The sequence below is a fragment of the Pseudomonas sp. NFPP07 genome (assembly GCF_900115645.1).
GTDB lineage: Bacteria > Pseudomonadota > Gammaproteobacteria > Pseudomonadales > Pseudomonadaceae > Aquipseudomonas > Aquipseudomonas chlororaphis.
The window spans coordinates 522885-543930 of the sequence record NZ_FOXG01000004.1 but is presented as its reverse complement, the minus strand read 5'-3'; the positions used below and the strand labels follow the sequence as shown (position 1 = coordinate 543930).

Here is a 21046-nt window from a genome sequence, read left to right as displayed (position 1 = left end):
CATGCGGGAAAAGGATTCGGTCGCGGTCTACTTCGTGCAGGTGATGGTCCACGCCTTGCGTGAGCGGCCCGAGCGCCTGGCCGCGGTGCTGGCCGAAGCGGGCATCGATCCGGCCTTGCTCGGCCAGCCCGAGGCGCGGGTGCCGGCCAGCGCGTTCGCGGCCCTGTGGCTGATCCAGATCCGCGAGCTGCGCGACGAGTTTTTCCAGCTCGATTCCCACGGCCTGCCGCCGGGGGCGTTCGCCCTGATCTGCCGCGGGCTGATCCAGGAGCCGACCCTGGAAAAGGCCCTGCGCCAATGCCTGGCCAATTTCGGCCTGTTCCTGCGCGATTTTCGTGGCAGCCTCAGCGTGCGTGGCAAGCGCGCGGTGCTGAGCCTCGACAGCCAGCCTTGCGATGACGCCGCCGGGCGTTTTGGCGAAGAGACCTTCCTGGTGCTGATGATCAGCCTGCTGTGCTGGCTCGGCGGGCGGCGCATTCCCATCGACCGCGCCGACTTCCGTTATCCGCGCCTGTCCCTGAGCGACGATGCCTTGCTCTGGGGGCCGAACCTGACCTTCGGCGCCGAGCGCACCGAAATCGAATTCGCCAGCCGTTTCCTGCGCCTGCCGGTGGTCCAGGACCTGGCCTCGCTCAAGGTCTTTCTGCGCAGCGCGCCGCAGTGGCTGGTGATCCGTTTTCGCAACCAGCACGGCCTGGCGACCCAGGTCTATCAACGCCTGCGCCGCAGTCATTACAGCCAGTGGCCGACCCTGGAAGCCTTCGCCGGCGAGGTGCAGGTCAGCCCCAGCACCCTGCGTCGGCGCCTGGAGCGCGAGGGTGTGTCGTACCAGGAGATCAAGGACGAAGTGCGCCGCGGTATGGCCGTCGAACTGCTGCGCCAGAGCCGCGCGAGCATCGGCGAAATCGCCGAGCGCACCGGCTTCCAGGAGCCCAGCGCCTTCCACCGCGCGTTCAAGAAATGGACCGGCGAAAGCCCCGGGCGCTATCGCGCGCGCTACCAACCCCCGACCCCATAGCCACTGCCGCGCGCCCGACTGTGTAGCCGCTGCCGCAGGCTGCGCACGGCCGCGCAGCGGACGCCAAGCCAGGCAGCGCGGTGCATCAGGTCAACCATGGATGCGGGTTTTACGTCGCCTGCGCAGCCTGCGGCAGCGGCTACGGACTCAGCATCGCCGACCCCGCTCAGGCCGGGCTGCGTCCGGGCATCTGGATGCCGTGCTGCTGCACCCGGCGGTACAGGGTCGCGCGGGAAATACCCAGGGCCCTGGCGGCCGCCACCGGCTTCCAGCGATGGCGCACCAGGGCATCCAGCAACGCCTGGCGCTCGGGGCTGCCGCCGGTTTCCTGGGCGGGCAGGGCGCCCGCGGGCTCGACCCCGCGCACCTGTTCCGGCAGGTCATGCAGCTGGATCAACGGCCCCTCGCACACCGCGCAGGCATAGCGCAGTACATGTCGCAATTGCCGCACATTGCCCGGCCAGCGATAACCCAGCAGGCATTCCAGGGCCGCGTTGCCCAGTTGCACCGGCGCCCCGCAGCGCTTGGACTCCTCCTCGACAATCCGCGTGATCAGCGCCAGCCGGTCGCTGCGTTCGCGCAGCGGCGGCAACTGAAAGCGCGCGCCGCCCAGGCGGAAATACAGGTCCTCGCGAAAGCGCCCCTCGGCCACCAGGCTTTCCAGGTCGCGGTGGGTGGCGCAGATCACCTGGATATCCACCGACCGGCGCTGCGACGCCCCCAGCGGCGCCACTTCGCCCTCGGCCAACACCCGCAGCAAGCGGGTCTGCAAGGCCAGGGGCATGTCGCCGATTTCGTCGAGAAACAGGGTGCCGCCATCGGCCTGTTGCAACAGGCCCTGCATGCCCTTGCCGGAGGCTCCGGTAAAGGCTCCGGCGACATAGCCGAACAGCTCGCTCTCGATCAGGCTTTCCGGGATCGCCGCGCAGTTCACCGCCACGAACGGCCGCTCGCGGCGCTGGCTGGCCTGGTGCAGCTGGCGGGCGAAGACTTCCTTGCCGGAGCCGGTCTCGCCCTGGATCAGCACCGGCAGATGCCGGTCCTTGACCCGCACCGCCAGGCGCAGGCTCTGCTCCACCCGCGGGTCCAGTGGCTCGCCGGCCAGGCTCAGGCGCGGGCGGCTCAGGGGCCGGCGTGGCGCCCGCAGCCGTCCATGCAGTTCCGCGGACAGCGGGCACAGCGCTTCATCCCGGGCGCGATGCAGCAATTGCGGATCGAACACCTGGGCGATGTGCTGGGGCAGCTGGCCATAACGTTGCAGCAGGTAGGCGCGCGCCGCCGGGTTCAGCGCGCGCAGGCAGCCGTCGTCGTCCCAGGCCAATAGATAATCGGGCTGGCTGTCGACATAACCCGGGCTGGCGTGGGCCCGCAGCACCCAATAACCCTGGGCGCTGCTCATGAAGAACGCCTGTTCGATCTCCCGGGCGCTCTGCACCACCATCTGCCGGATCAGGTGCTGGGAGCGGCGCTCGTCCGGGGAGCGCACCGCCGAAACATCCAGCACCCCCAGCAGCTCGCCCTGAGGGTCGAACACCGGCGCGGCGGAGCAGGTCAGGCCGATAAAGGCCGCGCGAAAGTGGTCGCGCTTGTGCACCGTGATCGGCGCGCGGGCGGTGAGAACCGCCGCCACGCCGCAGGTGCCTTCCTCGCCCTCCGACCAGCAGGTGCCCAGGTACAGGCCGGCCTTGCGGCAGTCGTTGCGAATGGTCGATTCCACCCGGTAGTCGATGGTCCGGCCCTGGGCGTCGGTGAGCAGCACGCAGTAGTCGGCGTCGCGCACCCGGCCATGGAGGCGGGCCACTTCTTCGCTGGCAATGCGCAGGAACAGCTCGGAGCGCTCGCGGCATTCCTTGAGCACATCCTGGGACAGGATGCGTGGCCCCTGTAGCGAACCGGGGTCCAGGTGGTGCTGCTCCAGGGAGCGGCGCCAGGAGTCGAGGATCAAGCTCGGGACCGGCGCCTGGGGCAGGTGCGCGGCGTTTTTCAGGACCCGGCTGACGCAGTCCACGTGGGCTCTTGAGTGTGCGGAAAGCATGAAGGCCTCCGGTTGCAGCTTCTTATCGTTGTGGGCGCAATTAAGCGCCGATCCGCTCGCCTCGACAAGCGCCGGCTGCCCCGGCGGCGGTCGTGAGACGCAACGTCTCAAGGTCTCGCCGAAGCCCCGTGCAACCTGACATGCAACGTCTCATCGGCGGGGCTGGCCAAGGCCTCGCCAGCGTCAAGGCAAGCGCTCTGGATCGGCCTTGTCCGGGTTTTCCAGGGCAATTGGCACCGGCCTTGCTCTATCCCTGGATAACCAGCCCCGACTGGCTCATCGAAGAATAACAACGAGGTGCCCCATGTCTTGTCCTGCCTGTGATCCGCCCGCGGTGGGCTTATGAGTCGCCGTCCCCTGAGCGTGGGCATCATCGCCAACCCGGCCTCGGGGCGCGATGTGCGCCGCCTCACCGCCAACGCCGGGCTGTTTTCCAGCACCGACAAGGTCTCGGTGATCCAGCGCCTGCTGGCGGCCTTCGGCGCCACCGGCATCGAGCAGGTATTGATGCCCACCGACATGACCGGGATCGCCGCCGCGGTGCAGAAGAACAGCCGCAGCCGCCAGGCCCGGGACAACCACTGGCCGGCCCTGGAATTCCTTGACCTGACCCTGCGCCAGAGCGTCGAGGACACCCGCCGGGCGGCGCGCTGGATGGCCGAGCGCGAGGTGGCGCTGATCGCCGTGCTCGGCGGCGACGGCACCCACAAGGCGGTGGCCGCCGAGGTGGGCGATATCCCCTTGCTGACCCTGTCCACCGGCACCAACAACGCTTTCCCGGAACTGCGCGAAGCCACCAGCGCCGGGCTGGCCGGCGGCCTCTACGCCAGCGGCCGGGTGCCCGGCGCAATCGCCCTGCGGCGCAACAAGCGCCTGCTGGTGCGCGAGCCTTCCCGGGGCCTCTGCGAAGTGGCCCTGGTGGACGTGGCGGTGTCGCCCCTGGCCTTTGTCGGCGCCCGCGCCATCAGCCGCGCCAGCGACCTGGCCGAGGTTTTCGTGACCTTCGCCGAGCCCCAGTCCATTGGCATTTCCGCGCTCTGCGGGCTGTGGTTGCCGGTCACCCGCCAGGAGCCCCACGGCGCCTGGATGCGCCTCGACCCTCAATCCCCCGAAGCGCTGCTGGTGCCCCTGGCCCCGGGCCTGTTGCAGGGCTGCGGCGTGCGGGACGCCGGCTACCTGCTGCCCGACGTGCCCCAGCCGCTGTGCCTGAGCGCCGGCACCCTGGCCCTGGATGGCGAGCGCGAGATCGAATTCAACGCCCACGACCGGCCCACGGTCACCCTCGATGGCGGCGGCCCGCTGAGCATCGATGTCAACGCGGTGCTGGACCACGCGGCGCGCCAGCGCCTGCTGGCCATCGACCGCCAGCACCGGCAACACCCCGTGAACTTTCAGTCCGAAGACACCCTGGAGAATAAAAATGTCGACACCTTTGACCACTGAGCAGTTGCTGCATGCCTACCGGGTGATGCGCACCATCCGCGCATTCGAAGAACGCCTGCACGTGGAATTCGCCACCGGCGAGATCCCCGGTTTCGTCCACCTCTACGCCGGCGAAGAGGCCTCGGCCGCCGGGGTCATGGCCCACCTGCGGGACGATGACTGCATCGCCTCCAACCACCGTGGCCACGGCCATTGCATTGCCAAGGGCGTGGACGTGTACGGGATGATGGCCGAGATCTACGGCAAGAAGACCGGGGTCTGCCAGGGCAAGGGCGGCTCCATGCACATCGCCGATTTCGAAAAGGGCATGCTCGGCGCCAACGGCATCGTCGGTGCCGGCGCGCCACTGGTGGTGGGCGCGGCCCTGGCGGCGCGGCTGCAGGGCACCGACGGCGTGTCGGTGGTGTTCTTCGGCGACGGCGGCTCCAACGAGGGCGCGGTGTTCGAGGCCATGAACATGGCCTCGGTGTGGAACCTGCCGTGCCTGTTCGTCGCCGAGAACAACGGCTACGCCGAGGCCACGGCGTCCAACTGGTCGGTGGCCTGCGATCACATCGCCGATCGCGCCGCCGGCTTCGGCATGCCCGGGGTGACGGTGGACGGCTTCGATTTCTTCGCCGTGCACGAGGCCGCCGGCGCCGCCGTGGAGCGGGCCCGGGCCGGCGAGGGCCCCTCGCTGATCGAGGTCAAGCTGACTCGTTACTACGGCCACTTCGAGGGCGACGCGCAGACCTACCGCGCCCCCGACGAGGTCAAGCATTACCGCGAGCACAACGACTGCCTGATGCAGTTTCGCGAGCGCACCACGCGCTCGGGCCTGGTCCAGGCCAGCCAACTGGAGCAGGTCGACCAGGAGGTGGACGCGCTGATCGAGGACGCGGTGCGCAAGGCCAAGTCCGACCCCAAGCCGAGCCCGGCCGATCTGCTCAGCGACGTCTACGTCGCTTACCCCTGAGCGGCCCCTTCATCGCCCCCACAACAAAAAATCGAGAGAACCATCATGGCGAGAAAAATCAGTTACCAGCAGGCCATCAACGAAGCCCTGGCCCAGGAAATGCGTCGCGACCCCAGCGTGTTCATCATGGGTGAAGACGTGGCCGGCGGTGCCGGCGCCCCCGGCGACAACGACGCCTGGGGCGGCGTGCTGGGCGTGACCAAGGGCCTCTACCATCAATTCCCCGGGCGAGTGCTGGACACCCCGCTGTCGGAAATCGGTTATGTCGGCGCCGCCGTGGGCGCGGCCACCCGGGGTGTGCGCCCGGTGTGCGAACTGATGTTCGTCGACTTCGCCGGCTGCTGCCTGGACCAGATCCTCAATCAGGCGGCCAAGTTCCGCTACATGTTCGGCGGCAAGGCGCAGACCCCGCTGGTGATCCGCACCATGGTCGGCGCCGGCCTGCGCGCCGCGGCCCAGCATTCGCAGATGCTCACCTCGCTGTGGACCCACATCCCCGGGCTGAAAGTGGTTTGCCCGTCGTCGCCCTATGACGCCAAGGGCCTGCTGATCCAGGCCATCCGCGACAACGACCCGGTGATCTTCTGCGAGCACAAGCTGCTCTACAGCCTGCAGGGCGAAGTGCCGGAGGAGTCCTATGCGATTCCGTTCGGCGAGGCCAACTTCCTGCGCGACGGCAAGGACGTGACCCTGGTGTCCTACGGGCGCACGGTCAACACCGCGCTGGACGCGGCGCGCAGCCTGGCCGGGCGCGGCATCGATTGCGAGGTCATCGACCTGCGCACCACCAGCCCGCTGGACGAAGACAGCATCCTGGAAAGCGTGGAGAAGACCGGGCGTCTGGTCGTGATCGACGAAGCCAACCCGCGCTGTTCCATGGCCACCGACATCTCGGCGCTGGTGGCGCAAAAAGCCTTCGCCGCGCTCAAGGCACCGATTGAAATGGTCACCGCGCCGCACACCCCGGTGCCGTTCTCCGATGCCCTGGAAGACCTGTACATCCCTGACGCGGCGAAGATCGAACAGGCCGTGCTGAACCTGATCGAGTGGAGCCGCCGATGAGCCAGATCCATACCCTGACCATGCCCAAGTGGGGCCTGTCGATGACCGAGGGCCGGGTCGATGCCTGGCTCAAGGAAGAGGGGCAGAGCATCAGCAAGGGCGACGAAGTGCTGGACGTGGAAACCGACAAGATTTCCAGCAGCGTCGAGGCACCGTTCTCCGGCGTGCTGCGCCGGCAGCTCGCCCGCCAGGACGAGACCCTGGCGGTGGGCGCCTTGCTCGGCATCGTCGTCGAGGGCGAGGCCAGCGACGCCGAGATCGACGCGCTGATCGAGCAGTTCCAGGCGTCTTTCGTGCCCGGCGATGCCGCCGACGAAGACAGCGGCCCGGCGCCGCAGAAGGTCGAGCTGGAGGGCCGGCTGATCCGCTACTTCGAGCGCGGCGCAGGCGGCACGCCGCTGGTGCTGGTGCACGGTTTCGGCGGCGACCTGAACAACTGGCTGTTCAACCACGAAGCCCTGGCCGCCGGGCGCCGGGTCGTCGCCCTCGACCTGCCGGGCCACGGCGAGTCGGCCAAAAAACTGCAACGGGGCGACCTCGACGAACTGAGCGACGTGCTGCTGGCCTTGCTCGATCACCTGGAAATTCCCGCGGCCCACTTGGTGGGGCATTCCATGGGCGGCGCGGTGGCCTTGAACACCGCGCGCCTGGCGCCGCAGCGGGTGCGCTCGCTGAGCCTGATCGGCAGCGCCGGGCTGGGGGCCGAAATCAACGGCGATTACCTGCGCGGTTTTGTCGAGGCCGGCAACCGCAATGCCCTCAAGCCGCAACTGGTGCAGCTGTTCTCCAACGCCGAACTGGTGAACCGGCAGATGCTCGACGACATGCTCAAGTTCAAGCGCCTGGAAGGGGTGGACGCGGCCCTCGGGCAACTGGCCGGCCAGCTGTTTGCCGAGGGTCGCCAGCAGGCTGACCTGCGCCCCGTGGTGCAGGACGGCGGGCAGCCAGTGCTGGTGATCTGGGGCAGCGACGACCGGATTATTCCGATGAGCCACAGCGCCGGGCTCAAGGCGCAGATCGAGGTGCTGCCGGGGCAGGGGCACATGGTGCAGATGGAAGCGGCGGAGCAGGTCAATCGCCTGATCCTCGACTTTATCCAGCAGCACTGAAGTTTTCTGCGGCGGCCAAGGGGCCGTCGCAGCCCGACAAAAACAAGGAGAAGCCAAGATGAGTGTTTCCCTCAAAGCCGTCCCCAGTATGCGCGCCGCGGTCTGGCATGGCCGTCACGATATCCGCGTCGAAGACGTGCCGCTGCCCGAGGCGCCGCCTGCCGGCTGGGTGCAGATCCGGGTCGACTGGTGCGGCATCTGCGGGTCCGACCTGCACGAATACGTGGCCGGGCCGGTGTTCATTCCGGTGGAGGCGCCGCACCCGCTGACCGGGATCAAGGGCCAGTGCATCCTCGGCCACGAGTTCTGCGGCGAGATCGTCGCCCTCGGCGCCGGGGTCCAAGGGTTCAGCGTTGGCCAGGCGGTGGCCGCCGACGCCTGCCAGCATTGCGGCACCTGTTATTACTGCACCCACGGCCTGTACAACATCTGCGAGAGCCTGGCCTTTACCGGGCTGATGAACAACGGCGCCTTCGCCGAACGTGTGAACGTGCCGGCCAATTTGCTATACGCCTTGCCGGACAACTTTCCCGCCGAGGCCGGGGCCTTGATCGAGCCATTGGCGGTGGGCATGCACGCGGTGAAGAAGGCCGGCAGCCTGCTGGGCCAGAACGTGGTGGTGGTCGGCGCCGGCACCATCGGCCTGTGCACCATCATGTGCGCCAAGGCCGCCGGCGCGGCCCAGGTGATCGCCCTGGAAATGTCCGGCGCGCGCAAGGCCAAGGCCCTGGAAGTCGGCGCCAGCCATGTGCTCGATCCCAAGGCGTGCGATGCCCTGGCCGAGGTCAAGCGCCTGACTGGTGGGCTGGGGGCGGATGTCAGTTTCGAATGCATCGGCAACAAGCACACCGCCAAGCTGGCCATCGACCTGATCCGCAAGGCTGGCAAATGCGTGCTGGTGGGCATCTTCGAGGAGCCCAGCGAGTTCAACTTCTTCGAGTTGGTGGCCACCGAGAAGCAGGTGCTGGGGGCGCTGGCCTACAACGGCGAATTCGCCGACGTGATCGCCTTTATCGCCGACGGCCGCCTGGACATTGCGCCGCTGGTGACCGGGCGTATCCAGCTGGAACAGATCGTTGGCCAGGGCTTCGAGGAACTGGTCAATAACAAGGAACACAACGTCAAGATCATCGTTTCACCCGGACCGTTGCAAGGCGCCTGAGCAGGGCGATTTGGCGATGGCCGGCAGCGGCCATCGCCTTTTTTTCATCGCAGATCGGTTGATCCTGGCTGTCATTGCGGCAACGGTTTCATCCAGCTATTTCACATCGCGCCCAAAAGCCCCAAGACCTGCAACTGGCGACGGGTTTCAGCCGCCGACTGGTGGTGAATCGCATTCCAGCCCAGGGCCTTGGCGGCGACGATATTCGGCGCGTGGTCGTCGATGAACACCAACTCCTGCGGCGCCACATCCGGCAGGTGCGCGCGAATGCGCTGCAGGGCGGTGTGGTAGATCTCGGCGTCAGGCTTGATCTGCCGCTCTTGCCCGGACACCACGATGTCGCGAAAACGCTGGAGGAACGGATAGTTGTCCCAGGCGTAGGGGAAGGTCTCCTGGGACCAATTGGTCAGCCCGAACAGCGGCATCTGCGTCTGGTGCAACTCTTCCAGCAAGGCCACGCCGTCGTCCAGCTGGCCGCGGAGCATTTCCGGCCAGCGCCCGTAATAGGCCTCGATCAGCGGCGCATGCTCCGGGTGTTCGGCCACCAGGCTGCGGGTCGCTTCGGCCAGGGGCCGCCCGGCGTCCTGCTGGGTATTCCAGGCCTGGGTGCAAATGGTCTCGAGGAACCATTGGCGGCGGGCATCGTCGGGGATCAGTTGGCGGTACAGGTGGTGCGGGCTCCAGTCGAACAGCACGCCACCAAAATCGAAAACCACAGCACGAATTGTCATCGGCACGTCCTTTTGAGCGGTTGTGGGTCAGGGCGACATCCTGCGACGGCAGGCGATGCAATGCAATTTGCCGGCGGGACTAGCGCGGTCCCTCAATCGACAATCACCCGTTCGTTCGGGTCATCGCTCAGGCACACGCTCAGCTGTTGCCCGGCCTTGTTGAACGCACAGGTGGGCAAGGGCTGCTTGATGAAATTCAGCGCCGGGAGGATGAACACGCCAGCCAACAGCAGCGCGCCAACGATCCGCGGCAACAGCACATCCGCGCTGGTGGCGGCTGGCCGGGGCTTGAGGCGCCCGCGCCGATACCAGTACAGCCCGCTGAAGGTCAGGCCGCAGCCGATCGCCATCGCGTAATCCAGCTCCCAGGACTGCGGGCTGAAGATCAGGTTGCCGTCGGCATCGTCCGGGTAATTGATCCGCCACCAGGTGCCCAGCAGCAGCGGCACCAGCCCGGCGACGATCCAGGCCAGGCGGGCGCCGGGCATGCGGGTGAGCAGGGCCAGGGTCAGGCCGAGGAGGCAGACGAGCCACAGGCCGAGGTACAGCTGAAAGCCCATGGCGCCGCCGAACAGCGTGCCGCTGACGTCCCGCGGGACGATCAGTTGCAGGTCGGCGATCACCATCACCGCCAGCGGGGCGGCCACGGCGATTGCGCTCAGCAGCGCGTTGATCCACGAGCACAGGGTGAACAGGCGACGGATAAGTAGGTTCGACAAAGAGGGGGCGGGCGCCAACACGTTTCTTCCTTGGGCAGTGTGCGGGGCGCGCAGTATGCAAGGCCGCCGCTGGTTTTGCATCAGTCGTCGAAGCCGTATCGGCGAGCCGCCATGGGCGGGGCGCGTGGCCATTGGCGGGCTGGCGTCGGTGCCTTGATGGCGTTTTTGGGCGAGCCTGCACGCTGCCTACCAGGGCTTCGGCGGGGTTGGCCGGCGATGCACGGTTGGCCCGGCCACCGCACTTTTTGCGTTTTTGCGGTTCTATTCAGGGCCAGGCCGCGCCGACTCCCCGCGCGGCCAGAGTCCAGAATGGTGCCGATGGTTTATCCGCTTTCTCGTTATTCCTTGCGCGTGTTTTGCCTGCGTATGCCGTGCCAGCCTCTGTGGCTGGCCGCTGTCTTGATGGTCTGCGCCAGTGGCTGCAGCCAGCAGCAGGGGCGCGACATGGTCCACCAGTTCAGCAATGGCAAGCCCCAGGAATTCTTCCAGACCAGCGTCGACCGCATGGCCACCCTGAGCATGCGCGACAACCTGCAAAGCCTGTACCTGCTGATGAACAAGCTTTACCTGCGCAACCCCAACCAGTGGCGCGAGTGGGGGTATACCGACGCCACCAGCGCCCAGCGGGAAATCCGCCAGGCCATCGAGCAGCAGAAGGCCTTGCCGGCCCTGGGCAACCGTCGTGACCTGGCAGCCTTGAGTTATGCCTTGAGCCCGGAGTTTCGTGGCGACCGGGTCGGCGCTTTCATCTATGCCATTGGCAGCATGCTGGTGACTGCCCATGGCGGGCGCACTGAGTTTTTTATGACCGACACTATTGATCCGCAGTTTGTCAGTAATGCGGCGCGCAATATTGAAAAGGCTACCTGGATGCTCAGTCAGCGGCAGGGGGCCAATGGGGAGTTGTTGCTGTTTTCCAATGAGATTTCGGAGGAGGGCAGCAATCTGAGTTTTGCTGTGGAGTTTGGGAAGATTGTGGCGCGCCTCGACCTGCTGACTCAGATGCTTGACGAGCGCTACCGGCGTATTGGCCTGAACTACGCGCAAAGTCTGCTGCTGATGAATTTTTTGCCGGTGCAGTAGGGCGCTGTCGTCCGTGATCTTCTTGGGTACATATCTGTTGCTGCATGGGCTTTTGTAGGAGCGAAGCTTGCTCGCGATAGCGGTAGTGGTTTCGCTGGTGATGTTGGACGGGGTGCATATCCGTTCCTGCGGTAACGGCTACTTATGGTTCCGCTCTTACAGCGGGTCACTTTGGAAGAGCGCCAAAGTAACCAAAACGCTTTGCCCCACCACTCGGTGCCTCGCCTAGGCTCGGCATGCCCGAACGAAGGCATTGATCCGTGGGCCGCCGCCACAGGCCATCCATGGCCTGGGGCGGCTAACCCGGCATCCCTGCCGGGTTACCCACGGCTCAATGCCTGCGTTCGGCCATCGTGGTTAACGGGGCTTTTAGATCAAAAGCCAAAGCAAGAGCAGAGCAAGACGGCGGCCTGTCGGCCGGCCTTGGGGCTGGGCTGTGTGTAGGGAGCTTTTCGGTTTTTAACGCCCCAGCTTTTCCATTGCGGCATCCGCCAGGAAAGACGACCGGCTCTTGATGTTGTGCTCGCGCACAAAGCGGTCGATGCGTTGAATCACGTAGCCCGGCAGGGTCACATTGACCTTTTCGGTTTTGCCCAGGTAAGGCGTGATATCGATATCCAGCATGCCCCAGCCCATCCCTTCGAAGTCGGGGTTGGCGCGGTGGGTGCCGGTGGGCGAGGGCAGGGGAATGGCTTGTCCCTCACGGGCCAGTTCTTCGAGCATGACGTGGGCGATTTCGATGGCGGCGCTGTACGCGGCCTCGAAGGTGTCGCCGGCGGTGACCGCGCCAGGAATGTCGGGAATCTGGATGCCGGTAGCCGTGTGCTCGTCGCCCCACTCGATGCAGATGGGATAGTGCACGGGGATCTCCTCATAAGGTGCAAAGGCTTTGACACTCCCTGTAGCCGCTGCCGCAGGCTGCGATCGGGTTGGGCGGCATTCCGACGAAGCGCCCGCCAAACCTGACGACGCGGTGTAACAGGTAAAGCCGGGAGGCAGAATTAGCGTCTGCTGCGCAGCCGATCGCAGCCTCATTCTTCGGCAGCGGCTACAAACAGCCTCCCAGGCTCAATAGCGCTCAGGCCTCCTGCGCCGTGCGCCACTGAATCACCTCCAACACCGCACACCCTTCCCGGGTCAGCAAATGCACCCCTCGGGTTACCCGTGCTAGATCGCAGTCGGAAATATCTTTCAGGTTAAGCGTGGACAGGCTGTCCATCAGGTCGCGCACCACGGTGAAACGATGGGCTGCGCTAGCCGCCAGATCGCTCAAGGGCGCGTTGCTATCGAGGTAGAAAACGGGAGCGTCGGCGTCGTGGGTGTCGACGGGGGTGAAGCGGGAAATCGATTGATCGTCCATGGTCGTTACTCGTTGTAGAGCTTCCACCATTTGCGGCCAAGCAAATTGAGGGTGGCAGCTGTGTGAGGGTTGGCCGACCGGTTTACAACGACACCGGCACACCCGAAGGTGTCCCGCACACAGCCGCCATAACACAGAATCGCAGGCACAAAAAAAGCGTCTGCAATGGTGTTTTGGACGCTGATGCGTCGTTGTAATTCGACCGGCCAAGGTCGTTCGCGGATTTTGCCGCGAGGGCGAACTATAGGGGCCGCGCTTGAGCGGCGCAACCGTGCATTGGAGGGGATTTTTGAGTGGTTGTGTCGGAGCGTTGGAGGCAACGGCGGTGGGGCGTAATTACATTGACTTGACACCCTAATGTCCGTTCGTAACCAAACCTCAAAGCCTGCAAGAAATTTCCTTCCAGATATAGCCGTAGTTGTATTTCAGCCAGAGAACCAGCGCTTTATCTAACAGCCTGCGAAACCAACTGTTCTCCCTCGCCGCCAGCCTTTCTTCGATCATGGCGTTGAGCGAGTCAGGATCAAAGCCCGACCAGATAGAGGGCACGGCTGCCGCAATATTGGTGAAACACACCGGTGCAATTTCTGAATAAAGGATCTCGTACAGCACGTCAGGATCGACATCTTTTACTTCCTTGGCTATGGAGTCGTAATCCACCGGAAAATCATTGAATGGATCAGAGAGTGCGGTCCTGACCTTTGTCAGTTCAGGCTCACTTAATGGGTCGCTCTTACGCACCGCTGGTTTAGCCATGATGACCTCCTGTCAAAAACTTGTGAACGACACAACCTATCACGAATGTCACGCCCAATTAGTAACCCTCGCATAGGACGCTAGAGGCAGAAATGTACAAAATGCTCCGCTTTTAAAAACTACGAGTCCGCTTTTGGCCAGAAGTGGTCTTTCGGTTCATGCGGAAATCGGGGCGATCCACTGCGCCAAGCAGATAAGCCCCTCATCCCCTTTGGAGTAGCCTCAGATGTCGTTCAGCGGTTCCTGAGGCACAAGCAGATCTTTACAAGACGTTGAGGGGCATAATTTGAGAACAATGTATGCCCTTACTGTGCCGTTTGTTTTTTGACTAATAAGCGATGCTGCTTGTCTGGAAGATAGATTTTTCTATGCACTTTAAAGCTGTCAGGATATTTTTTAAGGCCCGTAGTGAGTATGACTTGATAAGATTTTCCATAGCTGCCAAGTTCGCCAATTTTTTCAAGGCAACGTTTAAGGTTGTCCAGCTCAATCCCTGAAGTTTCTGGCGTGTCGATAAGCAAGAATTTAGGAAACGGTACGTCTTCTTGTGACAGGGATAAATTCATAAGAGCGAGGTAATACATAAGTCGCCTTGATACGGCTGAGCTGGCCTCTCTGTATTCACCACTACCAACTATCGGGAGGTAGTCATCTAAACTTATGCGAGCAGTGTTGCAGTCAGGTAGGGAATCAGTCATTAATTTATTATAGATAGAGCTGAGCCTCCCTACCTTACCTTGAATATCTATTTTTGCTTTCGCATCTAACTCATCTGTTTGCAGCTTTGAAATTTCATGTTCGCTTCTCTTTCGCTCGTAGTCGTTTGTAAGGCGAACATTTTTGCTTTCTGCTTCAATTTGCTGGCGTATCTTTTCTATATCTTGACGAGTGCTTAGGATCTCATCATCAATATCATTAATTGTGTCTAGATCTACAGGGGTGCCTAGATTGTCAACTCTCTCTTCTATTTTTCGCATTAGCTCTGGGACTTCTGTTTCCAGCTTGTGAATATTATCCTGAATGATCTTTAGGTCTTGATTGCAGTCAGTTATAGCTATTTCAATGGTTTGGGTCGTTTTGATTTTTGCTTTATAGATTTCTTTGTATTCTTTGGACGTATAGAAGAAGCGTTGGTACTGTTCCTCTTGTATCTCTGAGCCGCAAACACAGTGACCTGTTGCCCGTTCAACCTTTCCTAAACAGTAGGGGCATGTATCTGCTGAGAATAAATTAAGTTGATCATGCGAGTGAATGATTTTTACGATTTGAGAAATTTCTCTTAGAGTATTTTCTTTTACCGTGTTTAATTGTCGTTTTTCACCTATGGTTGAGATCAGGTCTTGATTTAACTTGCTTAAGGCTAGCTGTTTCTCGGTAATTTGGTTCTTTATATCTATTAGTGCATAGTCTACTACTGCTCCTTTGATCTCTCTATTGCTTTTGAATTTGTTCCTGGCGTTGTGCAAGCGCTCTAATTGATTCTCTTTTTCTTGCAGGGAGGCCTGAAGAAACGAAATATTTAGCGGTTCTGAACTTCCGGACAGTTCCTCAATGATTCGGGAGTATTCTTTCAGAAGCCCAGCTGCAATGTTTTTATCTTTTTCTAGTGCTTTTGACTTGGAAAGGGATTCGTAGTATTCCGAAAATGTTTTTCCGACTAAAAGCTCAAAGATGGCTTTTCTCAGAAGCTCTGAGTCATTCATGAAATTGCTTTGTGTATCTATCTTCTTGTAAACCCCTTTAGGGTCGGGTTGCTGGTCATGATAGATAAGCCGCATAAGGTCAGTGAAATTAATTTTAAAATTTCTATAACCTTGGTATAGCTCTACAACGGTTATTTCAAGCTTCGAAAGAATCCAGTCAGAAAATATGTACTCTACTTCAGGGGAGCGAAACACCTGAAAGATGGACGTGGGCTGATCGTTGTTGTGTATTAAGATTCGTGATTTAGTGCTGATATCGCAGGCTTCTAGAGTCGATGATACAGTTATATCGTTGTCGTCTATGTAGCGAGTTAGCTTGTAGCTTTCATTGTTTATTTTTACGTAAAGTTCGACGCGATTGTCTTTGTCTTCTGTGATTTGTTTATGCTGCTCTTTCTTCTCTTTACGGCTAAACTCGCTAACTCGCCCACCAAGCCCGTAATAAATCAAGTTGCAAAATGTACTCTTCCCCGTTCCGTTGTCACCTTCTATAAGAATGAGGTTTTCATCAAATAGGGGGGATTCGAAATGGTAGTTTGTGCCCTCATAAACCACCTTCTGAATTCTTAAACTTCCCATATTTTTATACCTCTGTCTCGATATACCTTGCTAAGAAATGTGTCAAGAGTAATGGCTGTGCTTCTCTGAATTGCCCTCTTAAATTTCTCGCAATTCATGTACTCGTTCTTGAAGACTTCCTTGGATAGGAAGTTTGGGGGCAGTTCTTCTTTATTTAGGGTTATGTTGACTAGTGCTTCTGTGTCACCCTTGTGGAGAGATACATATCCCTTCTTTTCAAGTGTGAATAAAATTTTTAATGTTTCGCTTCTTTTGGCGAGGCCATTTGTATAGCTGTGGAAGAGGAAGTCTTTATCGCCTTTGTGTAGTCTCTCTGTAGTTGAGGACTCTAGTATTAGTGTGTTTCGAGTGTTGGTTATTAGCTCTATTATGAATGGAATTTTTCTGTAGTCTTTAAAAATTCGTCCCTTGGTGCAGTTTAGGCAGTCAAGGATAATTATTGTTGCATATGTCAGCAGGTAAAAGTCATCAGATGATATGAACATTAAGCTCTTTTTTGCTGCCTCGTTCATTCGGATTTCTCCTCATCGAAGCATATGAAGCATGAGTCTATTAGGTTTACTACTATGCCGTTGATGGTTTCTTTGTTTGATACGGTGTATGTGTAATCTTTTTTCAATTCTTCAATCGTATCTGCTGCTTTTTGCTGTAGTGATTTTATTGTGGTGTCGATTGAGGTCTGATTAACGGTGTCGCTGAATTTTTCGTTATCAAAAAAAAAGTCCTCACAGGCTTCAAAAACCCTGTACTTTAATGATAAAAAGCTTTTGTTGCTTGCTTCTTCTTCCGTTTTCGAACTGCAGGCTTTTCTTGCAAGGGTTGCAATTTTTGATTTTGGGTAAGTTGGACAGCTATCTAGTAGCTTTTCTTCTAAATTGCGTTTGTCAGTGATTTTAGCTGATAGCTCTTTAAGTTCTTTCCATATGGGGTCAAGCAACTGCTCACTGACTTCGGACTCTGCCATTTTGAAAATTAGTTCTACCTCGGCGGAGTTGATAAATCTCTCTGCGAAGTCTGTGAAGTGTTGTTTCTCATCAATCTTGTCAAGAATTTTAGCGAGAATCAGTTGCTCCTTTCCACTCATGCTGAGTTGATAATATTTGCAGCTTTTTATCAGTTTCTCTGCACTGTCTTGGATTTCTGATTCGTCTTCTTGCCCAGACAGCCAGTTTATTTTCTTCAGAAAAGCCTTGAATTCTTCTAGATCAATATCTTCGAGAGCTTTGAGGTAGCCATTTCCGGGGAATTTTTCATATTGCTTTTTGTATTCAGCAAGCAGGATGGTATTTGACAATACTGGCTATGTCATCGGGAATATCAGAGGAGTTTTGAAGAATCTCAAGAATCGGCTTGTCGGGAAGCTCTATTATTGTCCCGTCTGCAAGTTCTTTCTTTTTTTCTTTTCCGAAATTCGTTGTGGTGTAAAAGCTAAATGTAAATACTGTAGATTGGCTTTTGTGCCACTTGCCTATATAGATATCAAAAAAGCTTACAAGGGTGTTTAGTACGGCTTCTGAGTGTATTGTAAAGTTGCTATCAGAACTGTAATTTTTGTCTTCTTCAATTATCTGTTCTGTGCTTAAATTTACAGTTTTTATTATTGTTACATCTTCTTCCACTTCAATGGCTGCATAGTAGAAATTTACATTTGACAAGTCATTTGCTGCTCTCAGCAGAAGTGTTGCTGCTCGGAGCTTTTGGAGCCGGAAGCCTTTTGTTTTGTCAGCGGCATCCCGGTTTATTATCTGCGTCATATCGACGTGTAATCCGTTACTTAGGTTGTTCGGGGATTTCTATGACCGAACCCTAACTGAAAGCTGACCATGCTGTCGATATGCCGCTATGCCTTGCATGGCTTACGCCTCTCCGGTTTGGGCAGGGAGAGCAACTAAGGGTGAGGCCAACCCTGGCCCGTGTAGACCTAGTTGAGTCGGATTCCAGCCGGTGACGACTGGCAGCTTCTGGCCGTTTGCTGCCGATTATGATCATTACCGCATATGGACCATATTGTGTTTTCGCTCCCGTGACGACTTCGTACGTTAGACACGCTCTGAAAAGGTCCCCTTGATTTGCTTCAACTCATGGACATTTATCACCGAGTACATATAGCTCAATCCGCCACCACCGGACTCACAAAATGCCCAACATCCACAACACTCCCAAATAAACCACCCCAATCCCCACCGGCAGCACACAAAGCACCCGAACCTGCGAAAAGAACGAAGGCACGGCCTCCACCGGGGTCGACTCCTCCAGTTGCTGCAACGTCATGACCGCGACACCTTCCTCCGCTGGCGCATTGAGCCGGGCCTGGATCAGGGGTTCGACTTCCTCGACTTTGCGCATCAGGGTCCGGCCCCAGGTGAACAGGGCGGCGCCGATGAAGATCAGCAGGTAGATCACCAGGAATTTCCAGTGGGGCGGGTTGCTCAGGCGGATAAAGTCGGGGGTTGGGCTGTTGTCCCAGAACCAGTCCAGGGGGCGGGTGTTTTCATAGACGGTGAACATGAAGTTCTTGATCGGGCGGTTGATGGTCGCCGCGGCGGTGGTGTAGCTGTCCAGGCGCCAGTGGAGCATTTTCAGGGTGGAAAACACGGTGGAGATCAAGGCGCCGGTAAACAGCAATGCGCCTGCGGCGATGGCCAGCCGGTATTTCAGTTGGGCCTGGGTGTAGTTCATCTGTGCGTCCTGCGATGAAGAAAAGGGCCGCAATACTAATAGTTCGTCGCCCCTGGCCGATAGGGGCGGCGCTGGCTTATGGGCTGCCTTTGGGCCTTGAGGGTTTCAGCCGGCAGGGCTGCGACGAACGCTACCGGCGGCTCGGCCTGAACGACGCGCAATGCCTGCCACTGATGAATTTCCTGCCGATGCATCAAGCTCCGTACAAACGCGAGCTAAAGCTGAACAGCGCACCCGCCAAATCGAGACGGCCGTTCCAGGCTTTGTCAATGATCAGAATCATAATGATATGTATTTACTTACAAAAGATAATCGTTATCATTCGCGCGATCTTCAGATAATTCCTACAAAAAAAGGTATCCATGGTGGTCTCATCGCGCATTTACCCGGCTTCTCTGTCGTTGCTGGGCATTCTGGTCGTCCCTGATCTACAGGCAGAAACGGAGTCTGCTCTAACCCTTCCGGCCACCGCTGTGAACAGTGAGTACAGCGAGCAGAGCTACATGCCGACCGAGAGCAGGAGTGCGTTGAAGATCGATGCGCCGCTGCGGGATATCCCGCAAACCGTCAACGTGATCCCCCAGAGCGTGATCAAGGACCAGGGCGCGCAGTCGATGGAGGACGTGCTGAAAAATGTCCCCGGTGTCGGCCTGTCCAACGGCGACGGCCAGCGCGATCAGGTCACCATCCGCGGTTTCAGCGCCATTGGCGATATGTACGTCGACGGCATTCGCGACGACGCCCTGTATTTCCGCGACCTGTCCAATGTCGAGCGGGTGGAGGTGATCAAGGGGCCCGCGGCGGTGCTTTATGGTCGCGGCTCATCCGGTGGCCTGATCAACAGCATCAGCAAGAAGCCCAACTTCGCCCCCAAGCAGGAAGTGGGGGTCAGCTTCGACAGCGAGGGTAAGAAGCGCACGCAGTTCGATGCCGGCTGGGCCGACCAGCAGCACAACGACAAGGCTTTTCGGGTCACCGGGGCGCTGGAGAACAGCGACACCTTCCGCGATGACGGCTATATCGACCGCAAGGCCATCGCGCCGTCGGCCTACTTCAAGCTCTCGGACGATCTGGAGCTGAACCTGGGCGCTACCTATCTGTACGACAAGCGCCTGATCGACTTCGGCATTCCGGCGCGCGGCAATCGCCCGGTCGATGTGGACCGCGACAAGCGCTTCGGTTCCGCCGACCCGGATGACGACTACACCCGCAGCGAGGTGTTTTCGTTCACGGCGGGTATCGACTACCGCATCAACGACGATTTCAGCCTGAGCAACACCAGCCGCTACTACCACTACGATCTGGATCGCAACAACACGCTGGCCGACTCCAGCCCGACGCGCTTTGTCACCGCATCCAATGGCGAACTGCTGGTGAAGCTCAACCGCGGCAATGTGCAGCGCAAGGAAGATGGCTGGTTCAACCAGACCGAGCTCAAGCAACAGGCCGTGCTCGCCGGGATGAACCACAGCCTGCTCTATGGGGTGGAGCTGGGGCGCCAGGTGAAGGATCAGTCGGTGTTCAGCCAATCCAACGTGGCGCAGGTGCCGGTGTATCGCGATGCCCTGGTCGATGTGCCGTTCCAGGCCAACCGGCAGACCGCCAAGGGCAGCAACACCCAGGACACCGCCGGCTTCTATGTGCAGGACCTGATCGAACTGACGCCACACTGGAAAGCCCTGGTGGGCGTGCGCTATGACATATTCGACCAGGAATACTCCGACGACCTGACCCACAGCAGCCTGTCCCGCACGGACACCACCTGGAGCCCGCGCGTCGGCCTGGTTTATCAGCCTGACCAGATCCAGTCCTATTACATCTCGGTCAGCCGTTCCTACCAGCCGTCCGCGGAAATGTTCGCCCTGAGTACCAGCAACCAGGACCTGGAGCCGGAAGAGACCACCAACTTCGAGATCGGCGGCAAGTGGGACCTGTTCGACAATCGCCTGGCCTTGACCGCGGCGCTGTTCCGTCTGGAACGCACCAATATGAAAACCACCGATCCGGCGAACCCGAGCAAGCTGGTGCTGGCGGGTGAGCAGCGTACCGATGGTCTGGAACTGACCGCCAGCGGACAGTTGAGCGACAAATGGCAGGTCTATGCCGGCTATGCCTACCTGGATGCCGAGATCATCAAGTCCAACAGCCGTACCAACGGGGTCGCCAACGAAGGCCAGACCCCGACCCTGACCCCGCGCCACAGCGCCAATCTGTGGCTGGTACGTTCCTTGACCCAGGAGTGGCGTGTCGGCATGGGGGCGAACTATGTCGATGACCGTTACACCGCCCTGGACAACCAGGTGGTCATGCCGGCCTACACCACGGTGGACGCGGCCTTGCTGTACAACCTGCCGAAATGGGACATGGCCCTGCGCCTGCGTAACGTCTTCGACAAGGACTATTACGCCTCGGCGCATGGCTCGGTGGACCTGATCACGCCGGGCGCGCCACGCACCCTGGAACTGAGCGCCAACTACCGGTTTTGAAGGCCTACCCTGAGACCAAAGCCCGGCAGTGCGACACTGCCGGACTTTTTTGTCTGCGCTCGCCTTGCCTGATGGGTCTCCTATACTCATTCGCGCCGACAGGTTCAGTCGTACCCGAACGCCGCCGCAACAGCCGTCAGTTCCCTGACAACTACCCCTCCCAGTC

General features: G+C 59.5%; 20 protein-coding genes. 9 read left to right on the top strand and 11 right to left on the bottom strand.

Annotation, left to right across the window (positions count from 1 at the left end):
* Nucleotide 1: 1 nt before the first annotated feature.
* Complete coding sequence (locus tag BM019_RS13620) at nt 2–1018, top strand: AraC family transcriptional regulator (protein ID WP_053260439.1); 1017 nt, start codon at nt 2–4, stop codon at nt 1016–1018.
* A gap of 166 nt (nt 1019–1184) precedes the next feature.
* On the opposite strand, the gene BM019_RS13615 is transcribed toward BM019_RS13620, so the two are convergent.
* Nucleotides 1185–3053 (bottom strand): sigma-54-dependent Fis family transcriptional regulator, encoded by a 1869-nt coding sequence (locus tag BM019_RS13615; protein ID WP_092418564.1) that lies wholly within the window; start codon nt 3051–3053, stop codon nt 1185–1187.
* A 342-nt stretch (nt 3054–3395) separates the two neighbouring features.
* Between BM019_RS13615 and BM019_RS13610 the strand changes: the two genes are divergently transcribed.
* The 5 genes from BM019_RS13610 (at nt 3396) to BM019_RS13590 (ending at nt 8784) form a co-directional block, all read left to right on the top strand.
* A complete protein-coding gene (locus BM019_RS13610; protein ID WP_009043077.1) occupies nt 3396–4496 on the top strand; it encodes an ATP-NAD kinase family protein in 1101 nt (366 codons plus the stop codon).
* Nucleotides 4474–5451, top strand: a complete 978-nt coding sequence (locus BM019_RS13605; RefSeq protein WP_092418563.1) for a thiamine pyrophosphate-dependent dehydrogenase E1 component subunit alpha — start codon at nt 4474–4476, stop codon at nt 5449–5451. Before BM019_RS13610 ends, BM019_RS13605 begins: the two co-directional genes overlap by 23 nt.
* Before the next feature lie 45 nt (nt 5452–5496).
* Nucleotides 5497–6513: an alpha-ketoacid dehydrogenase subunit beta gene (locus BM019_RS13600; protein ID WP_092418562.1), complete on the top strand. Its 1017-nt coding sequence runs from the start codon at nt 5497–5499 to the stop codon at nt 6511–6513.
* Nucleotides 6510–7622: an acetoin dehydrogenase dihydrolipoyllysine-residue acetyltransferase subunit gene (locus BM019_RS13595; RefSeq protein WP_092418561.1), complete on the top strand. Its 1113-nt coding sequence runs from the start codon at nt 6510–6512 to the stop codon at nt 7620–7622. The genes BM019_RS13600 and BM019_RS13595 overlap by 4 nt, the downstream gene beginning before the upstream one ends.
* Nucleotides 7623–7710: 88 nt before the next feature.
* Entirely contained in the window at nt 7711–8784 is a 1074-nt protein-coding gene (locus BM019_RS13590) for a 2,3-butanediol dehydrogenase (protein WP_239691072.1), read from the top strand.
* Between the two features lie 101 nt (nt 8785–8885).
* On the opposite strand, the gene BM019_RS13585 is transcribed toward BM019_RS13590, so the two are convergent.
* Both BM019_RS13585 and BM019_RS13580 read right to left on the bottom strand, forming a co-directional pair.
* The gene (locus BM019_RS13585) at nt 8886–9515 is read right to left on the bottom strand and encodes an HAD family hydrolase (protein ID WP_092418559.1); all 630 of its coding nucleotides are present in this window, start codon (nt 9513–9515) and stop codon (nt 8886–8888) included.
* A gap of 92 nt (nt 9516–9607) precedes the next feature.
* Complete coding sequence (locus BM019_RS13580) at nt 9608–10255, bottom strand: hypothetical protein (protein ID WP_092418558.1); 648 nt, start codon at nt 10253–10255, stop codon at nt 9608–9610.
* 297 nt (nt 10256–10552) lie between these two features.
* On the opposite strand from BM019_RS13580, the gene BM019_RS13575 reads away from it, so the two are divergent.
* Nucleotides 10553–11317, top strand: coding sequence for a hypothetical protein (locus tag BM019_RS13575; protein WP_088019194.1), 765 nt, complete (start codon nt 10553–10555; stop codon nt 11315–11317).
* 459 nt (nt 11318–11776) lie between these two features.
* Here BM019_RS13575 and BM019_RS13565 read toward each other — a convergent pair whose 3' ends face one another.
* The 8 genes from BM019_RS13565 to BM019_RS13535 all read right to left on the bottom strand — a co-directional run bounded on the left by BM019_RS13565 (nt 11777) and on the right by BM019_RS13535 (nt 18394).
* Nucleotides 11777–12178 (bottom strand): type II toxin-antitoxin system HicB family antitoxin, encoded by a 402-nt coding sequence (locus BM019_RS13565; protein WP_092418556.1) that lies wholly within the window; start codon nt 12176–12178, stop codon nt 11777–11779.
* 217 nt (nt 12179–12395) lie between these two features.
* A complete protein-coding gene (locus BM019_RS13560; protein ID WP_092418555.1) occupies nt 12396–12677 on the bottom strand; it encodes a hypothetical protein in 282 nt (93 codons plus the stop codon).
* 378 nt (nt 12678–13055) lie between these two features.
* Nucleotides 13056–13433 carry a DUF7079 family protein gene (locus BM019_RS13555; RefSeq protein ID WP_092418554.1) on the bottom strand — a complete coding sequence of 126 codons (378 nt, stop codon included), beginning with the start codon at nt 13431–13433 and terminating at the stop codon, nt 13056–13058.
* A 305-nt stretch (nt 13434–13738) separates the two neighbouring features.
* On the bottom strand, nt 13739–15715 hold the full coding sequence (locus tag BM019_RS13550; protein WP_092418553.1) for an AAA family ATPase: 1977 nt from the start codon (nt 15713–15715) through the stop codon (nt 13739–13741).
* Nucleotides 15703–16227 carry a hypothetical protein gene (locus BM019_RS13545; RefSeq protein ID WP_092418552.1) on the bottom strand — a complete coding sequence of 175 codons (525 nt, stop codon included), beginning with the start codon at nt 16225–16227 and terminating at the stop codon, nt 15703–15705. Before BM019_RS13545 ends, BM019_RS13550 begins: the two co-directional genes overlap by 13 nt.
* Nucleotides 16224–17009, bottom strand: a complete 786-nt coding sequence (locus BM019_RS13540) for a hypothetical protein (protein ID WP_092418551.1) — start codon at nt 17007–17009, stop codon at nt 16224–16226. Before BM019_RS13540 ends, BM019_RS13545 begins: the two co-directional genes overlap by 4 nt.
* Nucleotides 16984–17469, bottom strand: coding sequence for a hypothetical protein (locus BM019_RS30505; RefSeq protein ID WP_139217375.1), 486 nt, complete (start codon nt 17467–17469; stop codon nt 16984–16986). Before BM019_RS30505 ends, BM019_RS13540 begins: the two co-directional genes overlap by 26 nt.
* Nucleotides 17470–17845: 376 nt before the next feature.
* A complete protein-coding gene (locus BM019_RS13535; protein ID WP_092418550.1) occupies nt 17846–18394 on the bottom strand; it encodes a YniB family protein in 549 nt (182 codons plus the stop codon).
* A 160-nt stretch (nt 18395–18554) separates the two neighbouring features.
* On the opposite strand from BM019_RS13535, the gene BM019_RS30790 reads away from it, so the two are divergent.
* Nucleotides 18555–18821 carry a hypothetical protein gene (locus BM019_RS30790; RefSeq protein ID WP_175510644.1) on the top strand — a complete coding sequence of 89 codons (267 nt, stop codon included), beginning with the start codon at nt 18555–18557 and terminating at the stop codon, nt 18819–18821.
* Nucleotides 18757–20880 carry a TonB-dependent receptor gene (locus BM019_RS13525; RefSeq protein ID WP_092418548.1) on the top strand — a complete coding sequence of 708 codons (2124 nt, stop codon included), beginning with the start codon at nt 18757–18759 and terminating at the stop codon, nt 20878–20880. Before BM019_RS30790 ends, BM019_RS13525 begins: the two co-directional genes overlap by 65 nt.
* Nucleotides 20881–21046: the final 166 nt, after the last annotated feature.